Below are 19862 nucleotides of genomic sequence, written 5' to 3'. Positions count from 1 at the left end.
GGCGCCCTCTGGGCGCGCTCGTTTTTCCGCTTTCGATAATTTCAACAAGCGAGGAGGACCGCCATGGGCGTGACCAATCGGTTGGCCTGTTACTCCGACCCCGCCGACCACTATTCCCACCGAGTGCGTATCGTACTTGCAGAGAAGGGTGTCAGCGCCGAGATCATTTACGTGGAAGCTGGTCGTCAGCCGCCTAAACTGATTGAGGTGAACCCTTACGGAAGCCTGCCCACCCTGGTCGATCGTGACCTGGCGTTGTGGGAGTCGACCGTGGTGATGGAATATCTGGATGAGCGTTACCCGCACCCGCCCTTACTGCCGGTTTATCCTGTGGCGCGTGCAAACAGCCGTCTGCTGATTCATCGTATTCAGCGCGACTGGTGTGGCCTGGTGGATCTGATCCTGGATTCGAAGACCAAGGAAGCAGCCCGCGTTGTCGCTCGTAAAGAGCTGCGCGAGAGCCTGACAGGCGTGTCGCCGTTGTTCGCCGACAAGCCGTTTTTCCTCAGCGAGGAACAAAGTCTGGTGGATTGCTGCCTACTACCCATACTCTGGCGCTTGCCGATTTTGGGTATTGAACTGCCGCGGCCTGCCAAGCCGCTGCTTGATTATATGGAGCGCTCGTTTGCGCGTGAGGCTTTCCAGGCAAGTCTGTCTGGCGTCGAACGCGATATGCGCTAAGGCTTAAGGAGCCGCTATGAACTCCAGTCGACCTTATCTGGTCCGCGCGCTCTACGAGTGGATTGTGGACAACGATTGCACCCCGCACATGCTGGTCAATTCGGAATATCCGTCGGTGCAGGTGCCTCAGGGTTTTGCCAGTGACGGACAAATCGTCTTGAACGTGTCGCCACAAGCCGTGCGCCATTTGCACATGGACAATGAGGCGGTCAGCTTCGAAGGGCGCTTTGGTGGCGTGCCGCACACCCTGTACGTGCCTATCGCATCGATCTTGGGGATTTACGCCCGGGAGAACGGTCAGGGCATGGTGTTCGATCTGGAATCGCCTATGGAAGACGAGGAAGAGATCGAGCTGGATGATGATATTCCGCCACCCGACAGCGAGCCGCCGCGTCCCAGCGGTCGACCCAGTTTGAAAGTGGTGAAGTAATAAAAAAGGCGATCCGGATGGATCGCCTTTTTTGTGCCTGCGGTTTGGGTGTCAGTCGATGTACTCAAACAGCTTCACAATCTTCTGCACACCGGAAACGCCCTGTACCAGATTGGTCGCCTGAGTGGCTTCCTGTTTGGTCAGCAGGCCCAGCAAATAGACGATGCCGTTCTCGGTCACCACCTTGATGCGCGAACCGGGGATGTTGGCGTCTGCGAGCATCTGGGTCTTGATCTTGGTGGTCAGCCAGGCGTCGTTCTGGCGAGCCAGCAGCGAGGAGGGCGGCAGGATCTGCAATTCGTTGTGCACGGTTTTTACCCGTTGCACAGCGGCAGCGGCCTGTTCGGCCTTGGCCTTGAGGTCTTCACGAGGCGTCTGTCCGGCGAGCAGTACCACGCCGTTGAAGCTGGTGACGACAATGTGCGAATCCTTGTCCAGGGCCGGGTCGGCCTTGGCCACGTTGACGCCGACTTTGGTATCAATCAGGGAGTCGTCGATCTTGCTGCCGAAGGTGCGCGTGCCACGGTCATCTTCAATCGGCGCTTCACGGCTGGCGTTAACCACCGAGGTGCAGCCGCTGATGCCGATCAGGCACAGGGTCAAGGCCATCAGGCCAAGGCGATTAGGGGTCATTCTTCACTCCCGAACAGTTGGCTGTCGATCAGATCGCAAAGGCAATGGATCGCCAGCAGGTGGACTTCCTGAATACGTGCGGTGACATTGGCTGGTACGCGAATCTCGACGTCCTCCGGCAATAGCAGCGAGGCCATGCCGCCGCCATCGCGACCGGTCAATGCTACGACAATCATTTCGCGGTCATGTGCGGCCTGGATCGCTTGAATTATGTTTGCCGAGTTGCCACTGGTGGAAATCGCCAGCAATACATCGCCTGGCTGGCCAAGGGCGCGGATCTGTTTGGAGAAGATTTCGTTGTAGCTGTAGTCGTTGGCAATCGAGGTGATGGTCGAGCTGTCGGTGGTCAGCGCGATGGCTGGCAGGCTCGGGCGTTCACGCTCGAAGCGGTTGAGCAGTTCCGACGAAAAGTGCTGGGCGTCACCGGCGGAACCGCCGTTGCCGCAGGAAAGCATTTTGCCCTCATTGAGCAGGGCGTTGACCATCACTTGGCTGGCTTGCTCGATGTGCGGTGCAAGTACGTCCATCGCCATTTGCTTGGTGTCGATACTGGCCTGAAAAAGCTGGCGAATTCGGGATTGCATGTCCATCTGTGTGACCTTAATTAGCGCGGCTACTCGGCACATGAATGTGCAGCCCGCAAAGCAAAGAGCAAAAGTGTTGGGTGTAGGTGTCCGTTTCGGGGCGCAAGCGATCAGCTGTCGAAGGCATTCTGAATCCAGTTCAACTGATCAAGGTTGCTGTCGATGGCAACCACGTCGAAACGGCAAGGGGAATTGGCCCAACGCGACTCGCGCTGAAGAAAATACTGCGCGGCGAAAATCAGTTTTTGCCGTTTGCGCTCATCGATGCTATCGAGCGCGCCACCCCATTGGGTGTTTTTTCTGTAGCGGACTTCAACGAATACTACTGTATCGCCATCAAGCATGACCAGATCAAGCTCGCCGCGTTTACACAACCAGTTCTGCGCCAGCAGGCGCAGACCGTGTTGTTGAAGATGCTCGAGCGCATGGCGCTCGGCATCTTGACCGCTTTGCTGGCGTGACCTGTCAGGCATCAGTTCGGGGTGTCCGGCAGGCGTTGAACCTGACCGTTGACGAACTGGGCCCAAGGCAACTGACGCACGACGCGTTGGTTCTGAGTCATGCCCAGGCTGCCCGACTGGCCCGAGATGCGGCTGTCTGGCAAGGCCTTGAGTTGGCCCAGGCGCGGCGCCAGGCGGTAAGCATCGACGCCCATGGCGTACAGGCGACCGAGGCTGCCGCCGGCTTGTGGCCATTGCGCCGTCACTTGTTTGCGCAATGGATCATTGGCGTCCAGCAACCATGGGGTTTCGCAGAAGCGAATGCCGTTCATGTCGTTGTACTGATTGACGTCGCCACTGGCGCTGAACACGTGGGAGGTGGCGTAAACCGGCACATCACCTGCGTACTGGAAGTTCAGGGTCGGTTTGATCTGCTGGGCCTGTTGCGGTGTGGCGGCCAGGAAGATGAACTCGATGTCCTGACGACGCGAAGGCTGGGCTGCTACCTGCGAACCGACAGTGCTTTGCAGGCTTTTCGCGCGGCCTTCGCTCTGGCGCAGCTGGAACATGTCAGCAATCTGCTGGGCCAGTTGAACCGGTTGGTCTACGCGTTCAGTGGCGACGATGGTGCCACCGTTGGCTTGCCAGTCCTGGCTGAATGCGCGGAGTACACGATCGCCCCATTCGCCTTTCGGCACCATGATGGCGGCGCGATGCAGGCCATCGGCACGTGCGCGGCGAGACACTTCGCGGGCTTCGTCTTCAGCCGCCAGGCCAAACTGGAACAGTTGGGCCGGGCCTTGTTCGCCTTCGCTGTAGTTCAGCGCCAACGTCGTGATGGGCAATTGCGGACGCGAGCTGAGTTGTTTGACCAGCGGTTTTTCCAGCGGGCCTACTACCAGTTGCACGCCATCGGCCTGGGCCTTGCGATAGAACTCGTCCATCGACGTCAGCTTCGAGCTGTCATAAAACTCGATGGCGGGTGGCTTCTGCCCGGCCTGTTGAGCCTGGTAGTGAGCCGCCATGAAACCTTCGCGCAATGCTTTGCCGACCGAGGCCAGCGGGCCGTCCTGTGGCAGCAGCAGGGCGATCTTGCTCAGGGGCTGGCTGGCCAGTTCCTTGAGGTTGGTCAGTGCCTGCGGCAGATGAACGGCGGCTGGGTGTTTAGGGTTTTGCGCGCGCCAGTTATCAATCGCGGCCTGCTGTTGTTCCAGCGTACCGGCCGATTTCACCGCCAGCGCCAGACCCATCCAGCCGCCGAGGTCGTCGGAGGTGGTGGGTTGCAGTTGCTCGGTAGGCAGCGAGGCGATCAGGGTCCAGATCGCTTCGTGGTTTTTGCTGGCCGCTTCACCGCTCAGCATAGGCGCGATGAAAATACGCTCCCGTGCGGCAGCCAGCGTCTGGCCATCGGCTTCAAGGGCGCGAGCGTGAACAGTGCCGGTGCGAACCTGTTGCTCGACGGGCAATTCACTCAGGTGTTGCAGGCTCGGGTGGCTCAAGGCGGTCAGCGCCGCTTTGGGCTGGTTGCGCACCATCGCCAGTTCCGCCGTCAGCGTGCTGGCGAAGACTTGTGGGCCTGGCTTGAGTTGCTCGACCGGAACCAGCTGCAGGATTTGCGCGGACTGACCGGCATTCCCCTGGCGGTAGGCCACGTCCGCAGCGCTCAAGCGCAACAGGGCGGCTTTTTCCGGATCCTTGCTTTGATTCGCCTGCTCGAGCAGTTGCTCGATGCTGGCATCCGGGGTCCGTGGAAGTTCGCCAAGGCTGGAAGAGGGCGAGCTGGCGCAAGCCGCCAGCAAGGCAGCGAGGCAGAGGGCAGTGAACAGCCGCAGGCAAGCGATCATGTAGTGTTCCTGATACTCGATCAAATTAGCGTGGAATTGTACCCAAGCACTGGCCGGGGCGCGATGTTACTGGCGTGAATCGATCAATTTAGCTCGTGTAAATGTTGCAGTACTGCACAAATGGCGGAAAAACCCGGCAAGGGCCAAGCGTATCGCAAGCGCCGCTACGCGCTACAATGTCGCCTTTTACCGATCATGAGGTGTGCGCTTTGACTGCTCCAGGTGCTTTGAATTCCGCTGCTGGCTCGCTTTATGTGGTGGCGACGCCCATCGGCAACCTGGACGACATCAGTGCGCGTGCACTGAAGATCCTGCGCGACGTCGCGTTGATTGCCGCCGAAGACACGCGTCACTCCCAGCGTTTGATGCAGCATTTCGGCATCCCGACACCGTTGGCAGCTTGTCACGAACACAACGAACGGGATGAAGGTAGCCGCTTTATCACCCGTCTGCTGGCCGGTGACGATGTGGCGCTGATCTCCGATGCCGGTACGCCGCTGATTTCCGATCCCGGTTATCACCTGGTGCGTCAGGCTCGTGCTGCGGGGATCAATGTGGTGCCGGTGCCGGGAGCCTGTGCATTGATCGCAGCGTTGTCGGCGGCGGGTTTGCCATCTGACCGGTTCATTTTTGAGGGCTTCCTGCCGGCCAAGGCTGTCGGGCGCCGCGCTCGTCTCGAGTTGGTAAAGGAAGAGCCGCGCACGCTGATTTTCTACGAAGCGCCGCACCGCATCCTTGAATGCCTGCAAGACATGGAGCTGGTGTTCGGTGGCGAGCGTCAGGCGCTGCTGGCTCGGGAAATCACTAAAACCTTTGAAACCCTTAAAGGCCTGCCGCTGGCCGAGTTGCGCGAGTTCGTCGAGTCGGACAGCAATCAGCAGCGCGGCGAGTGTGTGGTGCTGGTGGCTGGCTGGGCTGCGCCCGAGACCGAAGACGCCGTCAGCAGCGAAGCGATGCGCATCCTTAACCTGTTGCTGGAGGAGATGCCGCTCAAGCGTGCAGCGGCATTGGCGGCGCAAATCACCGGCGAGCGCAAGAATGTGCTGTATCAGGTCGCACTGGATAAGCAGAAGGGCGAGTAAAACCCGACGTGCTGGAGGGGTCGAAGGCGTTTAGCGCTTGTTCTTCGGCCGCTCTGCCGTTAACCTTCGCGGCGGAGAGTCGATCGGACAGTCGCTGCCCTCTATGAAAATTAGGGGGGGGAGGAAAGTCCGGGCTCCATAGGGCGAAGTGCCAGGTAATGCCTGGGAGGCGTGAGCCTACGGAAAGTGCCACAGAAAATAACCGCCTAAGCGCTTCGGCGCCGGTAAGGGTGAAAAGGTGCGGTAAGAGCGCACCGCACGTCTGGCAACAGTTCGTGGCTAGGTAAACCCCACTTGGAGCAAGACCAAATAGGGTCCCAAGGCGTGGCCCGCGCTGGGACCGGGTAGGTTGCTAAAGATGTCCAGTGATGGCCATCGTAGACGAATGACTGTTCAAGACAGAACCCGGCTTACAGATCGACTCTCCACCTTTTTCCCCCTCCCTGTTTGAATCGTTGAACAGGGCGCCAGTGATGGCAGTTTCCCTCCGTTCAGAATCATCAGCAGAAGCACTTTCGTAATACCAAAAAAATCTTACTCTTAACAAACTACTTTAACTTTCGAGCGCAGCCTTCCGTGCTGATTCAAGTTATTGAGTCGAATGACACGTCAGATTCCCGTAACACCTCCTCCTGTGCTCCTAAATCTCAGTTCTGTAAGGGTTTTCCTTTAATCCGCGCCTTGACGGTGCGGTGGCCGCATTCCTATAGTGTGCGCAAGTGGCGGAAAGTGGCATGAAGTGGGTTTTTTGAACGTAAAACGCTAAAATTTGGAGAAACGCTGACGTGTTTCGCGGAGCTAACGCTATCAGTCTCGATGCAAAGGGCCGTCTCGCCATGCCGAGCCGGTACCGTGACGAGCTCGTTTCGCGTAGTTCCGGTCAGTTAATCGTCACAATCGATGCCGTTGATCCATGTTTGTGTGTTTACCCCCTCGATGAGTGGGAAATTATTGAAACCAAACTGCGCGCACTGCCTTCGCTTCGCGAAGAGAACCGCCGCCTGCAACGTTTACTGATTGGTAATGCCGTCGACCTCGAGCTCGATGGCAGTGGTCGTTTTCTGGTTCCACCGCGTCTTCGTGAATATGCCAAGTTGGATAAGCGCGCGATGTTGGTAGGCCAACTGAACAAGTTCCAATTGTGGGACGAGGATGCCTGGGATGCGGTTTCTGCCGCTGACCTGGCTGCTATTCAACAACCGGGCGCCATGCCTGATGAACTGCGTGATTTGATCCTGTGACTATTGATAGCGGCTTTAACCACATCACCGTACTGCTTGACGAAGCCGTCGAGGCTCTCGCCGTACGTCCTGATGGCTGCTATCTGGACGGTACGTTCGGGCGCGGCGGTCACAGCCGGCTGATCTTGAGTCAGCTGGGGCCTGATGGCCAGTTGCTCGGATTTGACAAGGATCCTCAAGCCATTGCCACCGGGCAGACGCTAGCGGCCGAAGACGGCCGCTTTGTCGTTGTGCAGCGCAGCTTTGCCGAGCTCGGTTCGGAAGTTGCCGACCGCGGCCTGGCCGGCAAGGTCAGCGGCGTTCTGCTCGACCTCGGCGTGTCTTCGCCGCAGCTCGACGACCCTGAGCGCGGCTTCAGTTTCCTCAATGACGGCCCGCTGGACATGCGCATGGACCCGTCCCGCGGGATCAGCGCTGCCGAATTCGTCAACACTGCGCCGGTGGAAGAAATCGCTCGTGTGTTCAAAGAGTACGGCGAAGAACGTTTCTCCGGTCGTATGGCCCGTGCCGTGGCCGAGCGCCGCGACATCAAGCCGTTCGAACGCACCGCTGATCTGGCCGAAGTCCTGAAAGTCGCCAACCCGGCGTGGGAAAAGGGCAAGAACCCGGCGACCCGCGCGTTCCAGGGCTTGCGTATTCACGTCAATAACGAATTGGGCGATCTGGAAGCCGGCCTCGAAGCCGCTCTGGAATGCCTGGAAGTCGGCGGCCGCCTGGTCGTTATCAGCTTCCACTCGCTGGAAGACCGCATCGTCAAACTGTTCATGCGCAAACTGGTAAAAGGTGAGGCCGACAATCTGCCGCGCAATCTGCCGGTGCGTCACGTCGCATTCGAACCGATCATCAAGATCCATGGCAAAGCGCAGTCCGCCTCCGAGGCCGAACTCAAAGCCAACCCACGTTCCCGTAGCGCCGTCATGCGCGTCGCGGAGAAGCTGCGGTGAGCAAGCTTTTCGCCAAGCCACTGCCCGGCGGAAGCTTTTTCATGCTGCTGCTGTTTCTGGCCGTGCTCGTTTCGGCGATCGGTGTGTCTTACAGCGCCCACTGGAACCGTCAGCTGTTGAACTCGCTTTACAACGAGTTGAGCGTGCGCGACAAGGCGCAGGCCGAGTGGGGACGCCTGATTCTCGAGCAGAGCACCTGGACCGCCCACAGCCGTATCGAAGTGCTGGCCACCGAACAGCTGAAGATGCGCATTCCTGGTGCCGCTGAAGTGCAGATGGTGACGCCATGATGAAACTCGAAGGGGCAATGTTCCCATGGCGTTTCCGCCTGGTACTGGGGTTGCTCGGCATCATGGTCGCGGCGATCTCCTGGCGCATCATCGACCTGCAAGTCATCGACCGTGCCTTCCTTAAAGGTCAGGGTGATGCGCGCAGTGTTCGTCATATTCCTATTCCGGCTCACCGTGGTCTGATCACCGACCGTAACGGCGAGCCTTTGGCCGTGAGTACGCCGGTCACCACGCTGTGGGCCAACGCCAAGGAAATGCAAACGGCCAAGGAAAAATGGCCGGCACTGGCGGCGGCGCTGGGTCAGGACCCGAAAGCCTTGACTGAACGTCTCGAAGCCCAGGCCAACAAAGAATTCATCTATCTGGTGCGCGGGCTGACCCCCGAGCAGGGCCAGTCGGTGCTCGACCTGAAAGTACCGGGCGTCTACGGCATTGAAGAGTTCCGGCGCTTCTACCCGGCCGGTGAAGTCACCGCGCACATGGTCGGATTTACCGACATCGATGACCACGGTCGTGAAGGCGTCGAACTGGCTTATGACGAATGGCTCGCCGGGGTCGCCGGCAAGCGTCAGGTCATCAAGGACCGGCGCGGAAGGCTGATCAAGGATGTCCAGGTCACCAAAAACGCCAAGGCCGGCAAGCCCTTGGCGTTGTCCATTGACCTGCGCCTGCAATACCTGGCCAACCGCGAACTGCGTAACGCGATCATCGAGAACGGCGCCAAGGCTGGCAGCCTGGTGATCATGGACGTGAAGACCGGCGAGATCCTCGCCATGGTCAACCAGCCGACCTACAACCCGAACAACCGTCGCAACCTGCAACCGGCGATGATGCGTAACCGCGCGATGATCGACGTGTTCGAACCGGGTTCGACCATGAAGGCGATCTCGATGAGCGCCGCCATCGAAACCGGTCGCTGGAAACCGAGCGATACCGTCGAGGTGTACCCGGGCTCCTTGCAGATCGGCAAGTACACCATCAAGGACGTATCGAAGACCGAAGGCCCGGTGCTCGACCTGACCGGGATTCTGATCAATTCCAGTAACGTCGGCATGAGTAAGGTCGCGTTCGATATCGGTGGCGAAACGATTTTCCGTCTGGCGCAAAAAGTCGGCCTCGGCCAGGACACCGGCCTCGGCTTCCCGGGCGAGCGCGTCGGCAACCTGCCGAACTACCGTGAATGGCGCAAGGCTGAAACCGCGACGCTGTCCTACGGCTACGGTATTTCCGTGACCGCGATCCAGCTGGTTCACGCCTTCTCGGCGCTGGCCAACAACGGTCGTCTCGCGCCGCTGACCCTGATCAAAACCGACAAGGCACCGCAGACCACGCAAGTGCTGCCGGAAGCCGTCGCCAAAACCATGCAAGGCATGCTGACCCAAGTGATCGAAGCACCGCGCGGTGTGTTCCGTGCGCAGGTGCCGGCGTATCACGTGGCCGGCAAGTCGGGTACTGCACGTAAAACGTCGGTGGGCACCAAGGGCTACGCCGAGAACTCGTACCGCTCGCTGTTCGCCGGCTTCGGCCCGATGAGCGATCCGCGTTATGCCATCGTCGTGGTGATCGATGAACCGACCAAGGCCGGTTACTTCGGTGGTCTGGTCTCGGCGCCAGTGTTCAGCAAAGTGATGTCCGGGACGCTGCGCCTGATGAACATCACGCCGGACAACCTGCCGCCGACGCAAACCGCGAACGCGACCCCTGTTGTTCCGCTGAAAGCCAATGGAGGGCGCGGCTGATGTCTCTAAGTCTGAATAAAATTTTCGCCCACGCTGGCCGCGATCTGTTGATCCGCGAATTGGCGCTCGACAGCCGCAACGTGCGCGCTGGCGACTTGTTTCTCGCTGTTCCTGGCGGGCGTTTTGACGGTCGCGCGCACATCGCCGACGCGCTGCAACGCGGCGCGGCCGCCGTGGCGTATGAAGTCGAAGGCTCGACCGTATTGCCGATCACTGACGTGCCGATGATTCCGGTCAAAGGCCTGGCCGCACAGCTGTCGGACATCGCCGGGCGCTTTTATGGCGACCCGAGCCGTCACCTGAATCTGGTCGGCGTGACCGGCACCAACGGCAAAACCAGCGTGACCCAATTGGTTGCCCAGGCGCTCGATCTGCTTGGCCAACATTGCGGCATCGTCGGCACGTTGGGCTCCGGTTTCCATGGCGCGCTGCAAAGCGGCCTGCACACCACACCGAATCCAATCGCCGTGCAAGCGACCCTGGCCGACCTGAAAAAGGCCGGCGCCAAAGCGGTCGCCATGGAAGTCTCGTCCCACGGTCTGGATCAGGGTCGCGTCACCGCGTTGGCGTTTGATGTGGCGGTGATGACCAATCTGTCCCGCGATCACCTCGATTACCACGGCACCATGCAGGCCTACGGCGAGGCCAAGGCCAAGCTGTTTGCCTGGAACGATTTGAAGTGCCGGGTGGTGAACCTCGACGACGACTTCGGCCGGCAACTGGCTGCCGAAAAGCGTGAGTCGCGTTTGATCACCTACAGCCTCGAAGACAGCAGCGCCTACCTGTATTGCCGTGAAGCGCAATTCGACGACGAAGGTGTGCGCGCCACGTTGGTGACGCCGCAGGGCGAACACCATTTGCGCAGCACCTTGCTCGGTCGCTTCAACCTGAGCAACGTCCTGGCCGCCGTCGGCGCGTTGCTCGGTCTGGATTATGCGCTGGACGAAATTCTCAACGTCCTGCCGAAACTCGAAGGCCCGGCCGGTCGCATGCAGCGCCTCGGTGGCGGTACTCAGCCGCTGGTGGTGGTCGATTACGCCCACACCCCGGACGCGCTCGAAAAAGTCTTGATGGCCCTGCGTCCACACGCCAAGGGTCGCTTGCTGTGCCTGTTCGGCTGCGGCGGCGATCGTGATCGCGGCAAGCGTCCGCTGATGGCCGAAGTGGTCGAGCGTCTGGCCGATGGCGTACTGGTCACCGATGACAACCCTCGCACCGAAGACCCGTCTGTGATCTTCGATGACATCCGCGCCGGCTTCACGGCTGTGGATAAAGTGACGTTCGTCGCTGGCCGTGGCCAGGCGATTGCCCAATTGATCGCCAGCGCTTCGGCGGATGACGTGATCGTCCTGGCCGGTAAAGGTCACGAGGACTATCAGGAGATCAACGGCGAGCGTCACGACTTCTCCGATCTGGTCGAGGCCGATCACGCCCTGACCGCATGGGAGGTGGCTCATGCTTAAAGCCTTGAAACTGAGCGAACTGACCGGCGCGTTGAACGGCCAACTGCTCGCTGCCGATGCGACGTTCGATGGCGTCAGCATCGACAGTCGTGCGATCAAGCCTGGCCAACTGTTTATTGCCCTGACCGGCCCGCGTTTCGACGGTCATGACTACCTGAACGACGTGGCCAACAAAGGCGCGGTGGCCGCACTGGTCGAGCGTGAAGTCGCCGCCAGCGCGTTGCCACAACTGCTGGTCAAGGACACTCGTCAGGCCCTCGGCCAACTGGGCGCGCTGAACCGTGCGGCGTTCACTCACCCGGTCGCAGCCATCACCGGTTCCAGCGGCAAGACCACGGTCAAGGAAATGCTCGCGAGCATCCTGCGCACGCGCGGTCCGGTGCTGGCGACCCGTGGCAACCTGAACAACGACCTCGGCGTGCCGCTGACCTTGCTCGAACTCGCGCCGGAACACACCGCCGCCGTGATCGAACTCGGTGCCTCGCGCCTTGGCGAAATTGCCTACACCGTGGCCATGACCAAACCCCACGTGGCCATCCTCAACAACGCCGGGACTGCCCACGTTGGCGAGTTTGGCGGGCCGGAAAAAATCGTTGAAGCCAAAGGCGAAATTATCGAAGGGCTCGAGGCCGATGGCATCGCCGTTCTTAATCTCGACGACAAGGCGTTTGAAATCTGGAAGACCCGCGCGGCAGGTCGCAAAGTATTGACGTTCGCCCTGAGCAACCTCAGCGCCGATTTCTACGCCAGCGACCTGGACCGCGACGCTCGCGGTTGCCCGGCGTTCAACCTGCACACGCCTGAAGGTGTAGAGCGCGTTCAACTGAACCTGCTCGGCACGCATAACGTTGCCAACGCCATGGCCGCTGCCGCTGGCGCGCATGCCTTGGGCGTGTCGCTGTTCGGCATCGCCACGGGCCTGGCCGCCGTGCAACCGGTCAAGGGTCGCACTGTCGCGCAATTGGCCACCAACGGCATGCGCGTGATCGATGACACGTACAACGCAAACCCGACCTCCATGTGCGCCGCTGTTGATATACTCGCCGGCTTTTCCGGTCGCACCGTTCTGGTGCTCGGGGATATCGGCGAGTTGGGCGATTGGGCGGAGCAGGGGCACCGCGATGTGGGCGAATACGCTCGCGGCAAAGTATCCGCGCTGTATGCCGTCGGACCGATGATGGTTCACGCCGTAAACGCTTTCGGTCCACAGGCCTTTCACTTCAGCACTCAGGCTGAACTGATCAAGGCCCTGGGCGCCGAGCAGGACACCAACACCACCATTTTGATCAAGGGTTCGCGCAGCGCTGCGATGGAAAACATCGTCGCCGCTTTGTGCGGGTCCAGTCTGGAGAAACATTAATGCTGCTGCTGCTAGCGGAGTATCTGCAACAGTTCTACAAAGGCTTCGCGGTCTTCCAGTACCTGACCCTGCGCGGGATTCTCGGTGTGCTGACCGCGCTGGTCTTGTCGCTGTGCTATGGCCCGTGGATGATCCGCACCCTGCAGAACCGTCAGATCGGTCAATCCGTTCGCAACGACGGTCCACAGTCGCACTTGTCCAAGTCGGGTACGCCGACCATGGGCGGCGCGCTGATTCTGTCGTCCATCGGCGTCAGCACCTTGCTCTGGGCTGACCTGAGCAACCGTTATGTCTGGACTGTGCTGCTGGTGACTTTGCTGTTCGGTGCCATCGGTTGGGTCGACGATTACCGCAAAGTGATCGAGAAGAACTCCCGTGGCTTGCCGAGCCGCTGGAAGTACTTCTGGCAGTCGGTGTTCGGCCTGGGCGCAGCGATCTTCCTTTATATGACTGCCGCCACTCCGGTGGAAACCACCCTGATCCTGCCGATGCTCAAGGATTACAGCATTCCGCTGGGCGCAGGCTTCATCGTCCTGACCTACTTCGTGATCGTCGGTTCGAGCAACGCGGTCAACCTGACTGACGGCCTCGATGGCCTGGCAATCATGCCGACCGTGATGGTCGGCGGCGGCCTGGGGATCTTCTGCTACCTGTCGGGTAACGTGAAATTCGCTGAATACCTGCTGATTCCTTATGTACCGGGCGCGGGTGAGCTGATCGTGTTCTGCGGCGCGCTGATCGGTGCGGGCCTCGGGTTCCTCTGGTTCAACACTTACCCGGCCCAGGTGTTCATGGGCGACGTCGGCGCACTGGCGCTGGGCGCCGCGCTGGGCACTATCGCGGTGATCGTCCGTCAGGAAATCGTCCTGTTCATCATGGGCGGTGTGTTCGTGATGGAGACCCTGTCGGTGGTCATCCAGGTGGCTTCTTTCAAGATGACCGGTCGCCGCGTGTTCCGCATGGCACCGATTCACCACCACTTTGAACTCAAGGGCTGGCCTGAGCCACGCGTGATCGTCCGTTTCTGGATCATCACCGTGATTCTCGTACTGGTCGGCCTTGCCACCCTGAAGCTGAGGTAGAAACTCGTGTCTCTGATCGCTTCTGACCACTTCCGCATCGTTGTCGGCCTCGGCAAGAGCGGCATGTCCCTGGTTCGCTTCCTGGCGAACCGGGGCACGTCGTTTGCCGTGGCCGATACGCGGGAAAATCCACCGGAACTGGCCACGCTCAAGCGTGACTATCCGCACGTGGAAGTGCGTTGTGGCGAGCTGGACGTCGAGTTCCTGTGCCGTGCCGACGAGCTCTACGTGAGCCCCGGCCTGGCGCTGGCGACCCCGGCCCTGCAGGCTGCCGCCGCCCGTGGCGTGAAATTGTCCGGTGACATCGAGCTGTTCGCGCGTAACGCGAAGGCGCCGATTGTCGCCATCAGCGGTTCCAATGCGAAAAGCACCGTCACTACCCTGGTCGGCGAGATGGCCGTCGCGGCGGGCAAGCGTGTGGCGGTCGGCGGCAACCTCGGTACGCCGGCGCTGGACCTGCTGGGCGATGACATCGAGCTGTACGTGATGGAGCTGTCGAGTTTCCAGCTGGAAACCACCGATCAACTGAACGCCGAAGTGGCGACTGTGCTCAACGTCAGCGAAGACCACATGGACCGTTACAGCGGTCTGCCGGCCTATCACCTGGCCAAGCACCGGATCTTCCGTGGCGCCAGGCAGTTTGTGGTCAACCGTCAGGACGCCCTGAGCCGTCCGTTGATGGGCGAGGGCCAGCCGTGCTGGACCTTCGGTTTGAGCAAACCTGATTTCAAGGCGTTCGGTATCCGCGAAGAAGACGGCGAGAAGTTCCTGGCCTTCGAATTCCAGAACCTGATGCCGGTGCGCGAGTTGAAAATTCGTGGCGCCCACAACCAGTCCAACGCCCTCGCGGCATTGGCGCTGGGCCACGCCGTCGGTCTGCCATTCGACGCCATGCTCACGGCCCTGCGCAGCTTTGCCGGCCTCGAGCATCGCTGTCAGTGGGTGCGTGATCTGGACGGCGTCGGCTACTACAACGATTCCAAAGCCACCAACGTCGGTGCCGCACTGGCGGCCATCGAAGGTTTGGGTGCAGACATCGACGGCAAGATCGTGCTGATCGCCGGTGGCGACGGCAAGGGTGCCGAGTTCAATGACCTGCGTGATCCGGTGGCGGCCAACTGCCGCGCCGTGATCCTGATGGGGCGTGACTCCGACAAGATCGGCCAGGCCATCGGCGATGCCGTGCCGCTGATCCGCGTCGGTTCGCTGGTCGAAGCCGTGGAGCAATGCCGCGCGGCCGCCCACCCCGGAGACGTGGTGTTGCTGTCACCGGCCTGCGCCAGTTTCGACATGTTCAAGAACTACGAAGACCGTGGTCACCAGTTCGTCCAAGCTGTGGAGGAACTGGCATGAGCCTGAGAAATATCATCAAGCCTTATCCGTCGCCGATCATCACCGGGCGCGGGGTCGACCTCGACTTCCCGATGCTCGCCGGTTGCCTGGCCTTGATCGGCCTGGGCCTGGTCATGATTGCATCGGCCTCGACCGAAGTTGCCGCAGTGCAATCGGGCAGTGCCCTGTATTACATGATCCGCCACCTTATCTACATCGTTCTGGGCCTGGGTGCCTGCGTCATCACCATGATGATCCCGATCGCCACCTGGCAACGCCTTGGCTGGCTGATGCTGCTGGGTGCGTTCGGTTTGCTGGTGATGGTGATCATTCCGGGGATCGGCCGTGAAGTGAACGGTTCGATGCGCTGGATCGGTTTCAGCTTCTTCAACGTTCAGCCTTCCGAGATCGCCAAGGTGTTCGTGGTGATCTACCTCGCCGGCTATCTGGTGCGTCGCCAGAAAGAAGTGCGCGAAAGCTGGATGGGCTTCTTCAAGCCATTCATCGTGCTGCTGCCAATGGCCGGCCTGTTGCTGATGGAACCGGACTTCGGTGCCACCGTCGTGATGATGGGGGCGGCGGCGGCGATGTTGTTCCTGGGCGGGGTCGGGCTGTTCCGGTTTTCCTTGATGGTGGTCCTGGCCGTCGCGGCGGTGGTGTTGTTGATTCAAGTGCAGCCGTATCGAATGGCGCGTCTGACCAACTTTGCCGACCCATGGGCCGACCAGTTTGGTGCCGGTTATCAGTTGTCTCAGGCATTGATCGCGTTTGGTCGCGGCGAATGGCTGGGCGTTGGCCTGGGCAACAGCGTGCAGAAACAGTTTTACCTGCCGGAAGCCCACACTGACTTCGTGTTCTCGGTGCTGGCTGAAGAACTGGGGGCCGTGGGTTCGTTGTGCACCGTGGCGCTGTTCGTGTTTGTCTGTATTCGTGGCATGTACATCGGTTATTGGGCCGAGAAGGCCAAGCAGTTCTTCGCCGCCTACATTGCGTACGGCCTGTCGTTCCTGTGGATTGGTCAGTTCTTGATCAACATCGGCGTGAACGTCGGCCTGCTGCCGACCAAAGGCCTGACCCTGCCATTCCTCAGCTACGGCGGCAGTTCGTTGGTGATTTGCGGTGCCTGTCTCGGCTTGTTGCTGCGCATCGAGTGGGAGAGTCGAACCCACCTGGGCAGCGAAGAGATGGAGTTCCATGAGAGTGACTTCGCCGAGGAGCCACCCCATGGGCGCTAACGTATTGATCATGGCGGGCGGCACCGGGGGCCACGTGTTCCCGGCACTGGCTTGCGCTCGCGAATTCCAGGCCCGCGGTTACACCGTGCATTGGCTCGGGACGCCGCGCGGCATCGAGAACGACCTGGTGCCGATGGCCGGTATCGAGTTGCATCGAATCAACGCCAGCGGCTTGCGCGGCAAGGGCAAATTGTCCCTGCTCAAGGCGCCGTTCATGTTGCTCAAATCCGTCTGGCAGGCGCGGGCGATCATTCGTCAGCTGCGGCCGGTGTGCGTGGTCGGCTTCGGTGGTTACGTGACCGGCCCTGGCGGTGTTGCCGCCAAACTGGCCGGTGTGCCGGTGATCGTTCACGAACAGAACGCCGTGGCCGGTACCGCCAATCGGTTGCTGGTGCCGTTGGCCGCCCGAGTCTGTGAAGCGTTCCCCGACACCTTTACCCTGTCGGACAGCCGTCGGACCACCGGTAACCCGGTGCGCACCGAGCTGTTCCTCGAAACGGCACGACCAGCCCTGGCCGGTCGCAAGGCGCGTTTGCTGATCCTGGGTGGAAGCCTGGGCGCAGAACCGTTGAACAAATTGCTGCCTGAAGCCCTGTCGCAAGTCGCCCCCGACCTGCGTCCGGAAGTGTTCCATCAGGCCGGTAAAAACCACGATGAAGTGACTGCAGAGCGCTATCGCGCGGCTGGCGTCGAGGCGCAAGTGCAGCCTTTCATCAAAGACATGGCCCAAGCCTATGGCTGGGCCGACCTGGTGGTGTGCCGCGCAGGCGCGCTGACCATCAGTGAACTGGCCGCCGCCGGTCTGCCCTCGATGCTGGTGCCTTTGCCCCACGCGATCGACGATCACCAGACCCGCAACGCCGATTATTTGGCCCGTGAAGGCGCTGCCTTCCTGATGCCGCAAAGAACGACTGGCGCAGCGGATCTTGCCGCTCGCCTGACAGAGGTCCTGATGCAACCACAACGACTCAACGATATGGCTACTGCGGCACGCCGCCTGGCCAAACCCGATGCCACCCGTAACGTGGTCGATACCTGCCTGGAGGTGGCCCATGGTTGAGAATCAGAAAGCCATGCCGCAACCGGAAATGCGCCGCATCCGTAAAATCCACTTCGTCGGTATCGGCGGCGTGGGCATGTGCGGGATTGCCGAAGTGTTGTTGAACCTGGGCTATGACGTCTCCGGTTCCGACCTGAAAGCGTCGCCGGTCACCGAGCGCCTGGAGTCTTTCGGCGCGCATATCTTCATCGGTCACCGTGCCGAGAACGCTTCCTCTGCCGATGTGCTGGTGGTATCGAGCGCCGTCAACACCTCCAACCCGGAAGTCGCGACCGCGCTGGAACGCCGTATCCCGGTGGTACCACGCGCCGAGATGCTGGCCGAGCTGATGCGCTACCGCCACGGCATCGCCGTCGCCGGTACCCACGGCAAGACCACCACCACCAGCCTGATCGCCTCGGTGTTCGCTGCCGGTGGCCTGGACCCGACGTTCGTCATTGGTGGCCGTCTGAATGCCGCGGGCACCAATGCCCAGCTCGGCACCAGCCGTTACCTGATCGCCGAAGCCGACGAAAGCGACGCCAGTTTCCTGCACTTGCAGCCGCTGGTGGCCGTGGTCACCAACATCGACGCCGACCACATGGCGACCTACGACGGTGACTTCAACAAACTGAAGAAAACCTTCGTCGAGTTCCTCCACAACCTGCCGTTCTACGGTCTGGCGGTGGTGTGCCTGGACGATCCGGTGGTGCGTGAAATCCTTCCGCTGGTCAAGCGCCCGACCGTTACCTACGGCTTCGGCGATGACTGCGACGTGCGCGCGATCAATGTGCGTCAGCAGGGCATGCAGACCTTCTTCACCGTGCTGCGCCCTGAGCGCGAGCCGCTGGATGTTTCTGTGAACATGCCGGGGAACCACAACGTATTGAATGCGCTGGCGACCATCTGCATCGCCTCTGACGAGGGCGTCAGCGATGAAGCCATCGTCCAGGGCCTGTCCGGGTTCCAGGGTGTCGGTCGACGCTTCCAGGTCTACGGCGAACTGCCGGTCGACGACGGCAGCGTGATGCTGGTCGACGACTACGGTCACCACCCGACCGAAGTCGCTGCGGTGATCAAGGCCGTACGCGGTGGCTGGCCGGAGCGCCGTTTGGTGATGGTTTACCAGCCGCACCGTTACAGCCGCACCCGCGACCTGTACGACGATTTCGTCAATGTCCTGGCCGACGCCAACGTCCTGCTGCTGATGGAAGTGTATCCGGCCGGCGAAGAGCCGATCCCGGGCGCCGACAGCCGCAAGTTGTGCAACAGCATTCGTCAACGCGGTCAGCTGGACCCGATCTACATCGAGCGCGGTGTCGACCTTGCGCCGCTGGTCAAGCCGCTGCTGCGTGCCGGCGACATCCTGCTGTGCCAGGGCGCCGGTGATATCGGCGGTCTCGCGCCAAAACTGTTGAACAGTCCGTTGTTCGCCGGTGCCGTTGCTGCGCCTGCCGTGGGGAAGTTGAAATGACTGCTGCTTACGCCAACCTCGTCTCCACCGTCGCGCCGAAAGACTTCGGCCGCGTCGCCGTGCTGTTCGGCGGCAAGAGTGCCGAGCGTGAGGTTTCGCTGAAGTCCGGTAACGCGGTCCTCGCTGCACTGCAAAGTGCTGGTGTGGATGCGTTCGGCCTCGACGTCGGCGATGACCTGTTGCAGCGTTTGCTCAACGAAAAGATCGACCGCGCCTTCGTCATCCTCCACGGTCGTGGCGGTGAAGACGGCAGCATGCAGGGCTTGCTCGAATGCCTGGGCATTCCCTACACCGGCAGCGGCATTCTGGCGTCGGCGCTGGCCATGGACAAACTGCGCACCAAGCAGGTCTGGCACAGCCTGGGTATTCCGACGCCGCGTCACGCCGTCCTGAGCAGCGAGGCTGATTGTATTTCGGCAGCGACGGAACTGGGCTTCCCTTTGATCGTCAAACCGGCGCATGAAGGTTCAAGTATCGGTATGGCCAAAGTGAGTTCTGCGTCCGAGTTGATCGACGCCTGGAAAGCGGCCAGTACCTACGATTCGCAAGTGTTGGTCGAGCAATGGATTCACGGTCCGGAGTTCACCATCGCCACCCTGCGTGACCAGGTGTTGCCTCCGATTGCCCTGGGCACGACGCACAGCTTCTACGACTACGACGCCAAGTACATCGCCAACGATACCCAGTACCGCATTCCGTGCGGGCTCGACAGCACCAAGGAAAAGGAACTCATGGACCTCACGGCGAAAGCCTGCGAGGCGCTGGGTATCGCCGGTTGGGGCAGGGCAGACGTGATGCAGGACGCCGACGGGCAGTTCTGGTTCCTGGAAGTGAACACCGCGCCGGGCATGACCGATCACAGCCTGGTGCCGATGGCGGCCCGTGCCGCCGGTCTGGATTTCCAGCAACTGGTTCTGGCGATTCTGGCCGCCAGCATTACCGGCAACAACGAGCCGCGAGGGTAAGACC

Annotated in this window: 19 protein-coding genes and 1 other RNA gene; 16 read left to right on the top strand and 4 right to left on the bottom strand. The window is 60.8% G+C overall.

The window, feature by feature from the left end; translation table 11 throughout:
- Positions 1-63 precede the first annotated feature (63 nt).
- Entirely contained in the window at positions 64-681 is a 618-nt protein-coding gene (locus BK660_RS22095) for a glutathione S-transferase N-terminal domain-containing protein (RefSeq protein WP_027922678.1), read from the top strand.
- A gap of 16 nt (positions 682-697) precedes the next feature.
- Positions 698-1111: a ClpXP protease specificity-enhancing factor gene (locus BK660_RS22090; protein ID WP_123435080.1), complete on the top strand. Its 414-nt coding sequence runs from the start codon at positions 698-700 to the stop codon at positions 1109-1111.
- A 51-nt stretch (positions 1112-1162) separates the two neighbouring features.
- Here the strand turns inward: BK660_RS22090 and BK660_RS22085 are convergent, their stop codons facing one another.
- From BK660_RS22085 to BK660_RS22070, 4 genes are all read right to left on the bottom strand, one after another.
- Positions 1163-1744 carry a BON domain-containing protein gene (locus BK660_RS22085; protein WP_123435079.1) on the bottom strand — a complete coding sequence of 194 codons (582 nt, stop codon included), beginning with the start codon at positions 1742-1744 and terminating at the stop codon, positions 1163-1165.
- Positions 1741-2334, bottom strand: coding sequence for a phosphoheptose isomerase (locus BK660_RS22080; RefSeq protein ID WP_008025961.1), 594 nt, complete (start codon positions 2332-2334; stop codon positions 1741-1743). The genes BK660_RS22085 and BK660_RS22080 overlap by 4 nt, the downstream gene beginning before the upstream one ends.
- 104 nt (positions 2335-2438) lie before the next feature.
- The gene (locus BK660_RS22075; RefSeq protein WP_081743924.1) at positions 2439-2801 is read right to left on the bottom strand and encodes a YraN family protein; all 363 of its coding nucleotides are present in this window, start codon (positions 2799-2801) and stop codon (positions 2439-2441) included.
- Entirely contained in the window at positions 2801-4612 is a 1812-nt protein-coding gene (locus BK660_RS22070) for a penicillin-binding protein activator (protein ID WP_123435078.1), read from the bottom strand. The genes BK660_RS22075 and BK660_RS22070 overlap by 1 nt, the downstream gene beginning before the upstream one ends.
- A 176-nt stretch (positions 4613-4788) precedes the next feature.
- On the opposite strand from BK660_RS22070, the gene rsmI reads away from it, so the two are divergent.
- From rsmI to BK660_RS22000, 14 genes are all read left to right on the top strand, one after another.
- Entirely contained in the window at positions 4789-5694 is a 906-nt protein-coding gene (gene rsmI / locus BK660_RS22065) for a 16S rRNA (cytidine(1402)-2'-O)-methyltransferase (RefSeq protein ID WP_170219129.1), read from the top strand.
- Between the two features lie 75 nt (positions 5695-5769).
- Positions 5770-6123: RNase P RNA component class A (gene rnpB, locus BK660_RS22060), an RNA gene on the top strand.
- A 356-nt stretch (positions 6124-6479) separates the two neighbouring features.
- A complete protein-coding gene (gene mraZ / locus BK660_RS22055; protein WP_008147486.1) occupies positions 6480-6935 on the top strand; it encodes a division/cell wall cluster transcriptional repressor MraZ in 456 nt (151 codons plus the stop codon).
- Complete coding sequence (gene rsmH / locus BK660_RS22050; RefSeq protein WP_404942949.1) at positions 6932-7879, top strand: 16S rRNA (cytosine(1402)-N(4))-methyltransferase RsmH; 948 nt, start codon at positions 6932-6934, stop codon at positions 7877-7879. Before mraZ ends, rsmH begins: the two co-directional genes overlap by 4 nt.
- The gene (gene ftsL, locus BK660_RS22045; RefSeq protein WP_123435077.1) at positions 7876-8169 is read left to right on the top strand and encodes a cell division protein FtsL; all 294 of its coding nucleotides are present in this window, start codon (positions 7876-7878) and stop codon (positions 8167-8169) included. The genes rsmH and ftsL overlap by 4 nt, the downstream gene beginning before the upstream one ends.
- Positions 8169-9908 carry a peptidoglycan D,D-transpeptidase FtsI family protein gene (locus tag BK660_RS22040; protein WP_185045177.1) on the top strand — a complete coding sequence of 580 codons (1740 nt, stop codon included), beginning with the start codon at positions 8169-8171 and terminating at the stop codon, positions 9906-9908. Before ftsL ends, BK660_RS22040 begins: the two co-directional genes overlap by 1 nt.
- Entirely contained in the window at positions 9908-11371 is a 1464-nt protein-coding gene (locus BK660_RS22035; RefSeq protein WP_123435075.1) for a UDP-N-acetylmuramoyl-L-alanyl-D-glutamate--2,6-diaminopimelate ligase, read from the top strand. The genes BK660_RS22040 and BK660_RS22035 overlap by 1 nt, the downstream gene beginning before the upstream one ends.
- On the top strand, positions 11364-12731 hold the full coding sequence (locus tag BK660_RS22030) for a UDP-N-acetylmuramoyl-tripeptide--D-alanyl-D-alanine ligase (protein WP_123435074.1): 1368 nt from the start codon (positions 11364-11366) through the stop codon (positions 12729-12731). The genes BK660_RS22035 and BK660_RS22030 overlap by 8 nt, the downstream gene beginning before the upstream one ends.
- On the top strand, positions 12731-13813 hold the full coding sequence (mraY, locus tag BK660_RS22025; protein ID WP_123435073.1) for a phospho-N-acetylmuramoyl-pentapeptide-transferase: 1083 nt from the start codon (positions 12731-12733) through the stop codon (positions 13811-13813). Before BK660_RS22030 ends, mraY begins: the two co-directional genes overlap by 1 nt.
- A gap of 6 nt (positions 13814-13819) precedes the next feature.
- Positions 13820-15166 (top strand): UDP-N-acetylmuramoyl-L-alanine--D-glutamate ligase, encoded by a 1347-nt coding sequence (murD, locus tag BK660_RS22020; protein ID WP_123435072.1) that lies wholly within the window; start codon positions 13820-13822, stop codon positions 15164-15166.
- Positions 15163-16380 carry a putative lipid II flippase FtsW gene (ftsW, locus tag BK660_RS22015; RefSeq protein WP_027922690.1) on the top strand — a complete coding sequence of 406 codons (1218 nt, stop codon included), beginning with the start codon at positions 15163-15165 and terminating at the stop codon, positions 16378-16380. Before murD ends, ftsW begins: the two co-directional genes overlap by 4 nt.
- Positions 16370-17440, top strand: coding sequence for an undecaprenyldiphospho-muramoylpentapeptide beta-N-acetylglucosaminyltransferase (gene murG, locus BK660_RS22010; protein WP_123435071.1), 1071 nt, complete (start codon positions 16370-16372; stop codon positions 17438-17440). The genes ftsW and murG overlap by 11 nt, the downstream gene beginning before the upstream one ends.
- Complete coding sequence (gene murC / locus BK660_RS22005; protein WP_123435070.1) at positions 17433-18893, top strand: UDP-N-acetylmuramate--L-alanine ligase; 1461 nt, start codon at positions 17433-17435, stop codon at positions 18891-18893. The genes murG and murC overlap by 8 nt, the downstream gene beginning before the upstream one ends.
- Entirely contained in the window at positions 18890-19858 is a 969-nt protein-coding gene (locus BK660_RS22000; RefSeq protein ID WP_123435069.1) for a D-alanine--D-alanine ligase, read from the top strand. Before murC ends, BK660_RS22000 begins: the two co-directional genes overlap by 4 nt.
- The last annotated feature ends 4 nt before the right edge of the window (positions 19859-19862 follow it).

It is taken from the genome of Pseudomonas brassicacearum, assembly GCF_003732265.1.
Lineage (GTDB): Bacteria > Pseudomonadota > Gammaproteobacteria > Pseudomonadales > Pseudomonadaceae > Aquipseudomonas > Aquipseudomonas brassicacearum_D.
Note: the sequence above shows the minus strand (reverse complement) of the source record. Positions and strands in the feature narration are given on the sequence as shown.

Coding starts and splice junctions, on each gene's coding strand:
- BK660_RS22095 (WP_027922678.1), top strand. CDS start 64: ATGGGCGTGACCAATCGGTTGGCCTGTTACTCCGACCCCGCCGACCAC.
- BK660_RS22090 (WP_123435080.1), top strand. CDS start 698: ATGAACTCCAGTCGACCTTATCTGGTCCGCGCGCTCTACGAGTGGATT.
- BK660_RS22085 (WP_123435079.1), bottom strand. CDS start 1,744: ATGACCCCTAATCGCCTTGGCCTGATGGCCTTGACCCTGTGCCTGATC.
- BK660_RS22080 (WP_008025961.1), bottom strand. CDS start 2,334: ATGGACATGCAATCCCGAATTCGCCAGCTTTTTCAGGCCAGTATCGAC.
- BK660_RS22075 (WP_081743924.1), bottom strand. CDS start 2,801: ATGCCTGACAGGTCACGCCAGCAAAGCGGTCAAGATGCCGAGCGCCAT.
- BK660_RS22070 (WP_123435078.1), bottom strand. CDS start 4,612: ATGATCGCTTGCCTGCGGCTGTTCACTGCCCTCTGCCTCGCTGCCTTG.
- rsmI (WP_170219129.1), top strand. CDS start 4,789: ATGTCGCCTTTTACCGATCATGAGGTGTGCGCTTTGACTGCTCCAGGT.
- BK660_RS22040 (WP_185045177.1), top strand. CDS start 8,169: ATGAAACTCGAAGGGGCAATGTTCCCATGGCGTTTCCGCCTGGTACTG.
- BK660_RS22035 (WP_123435075.1), top strand. CDS start 9,908: ATGTCTCTAAGTCTGAATAAAATTTTCGCCCACGCTGGCCGCGATCTG.
- BK660_RS22030 (WP_123435074.1), top strand. CDS start 11,364: ATGCTTAAAGCCTTGAAACTGAGCGAACTGACCGGCGCGTTGAACGGC.
- mraY (WP_123435073.1), top strand. CDS start 12,731: ATGCTGCTGCTGCTAGCGGAGTATCTGCAACAGTTCTACAAAGGCTTC.
- ftsW (WP_027922690.1), top strand. CDS start 15,163: ATGAGCCTGAGAAATATCATCAAGCCTTATCCGTCGCCGATCATCACC.
- murG (WP_123435071.1), top strand. CDS start 16,370: ATGGGCGCTAACGTATTGATCATGGCGGGCGGCACCGGGGGCCACGTG.
- murC (WP_123435070.1), top strand. CDS start 17,433: ATGGTTGAGAATCAGAAAGCCATGCCGCAACCGGAAATGCGCCGCATC.
- BK660_RS22000 (WP_123435069.1), top strand. CDS start 18,890: ATGACTGCTGCTTACGCCAACCTCGTCTCCACCGTCGCGCCGAAAGAC.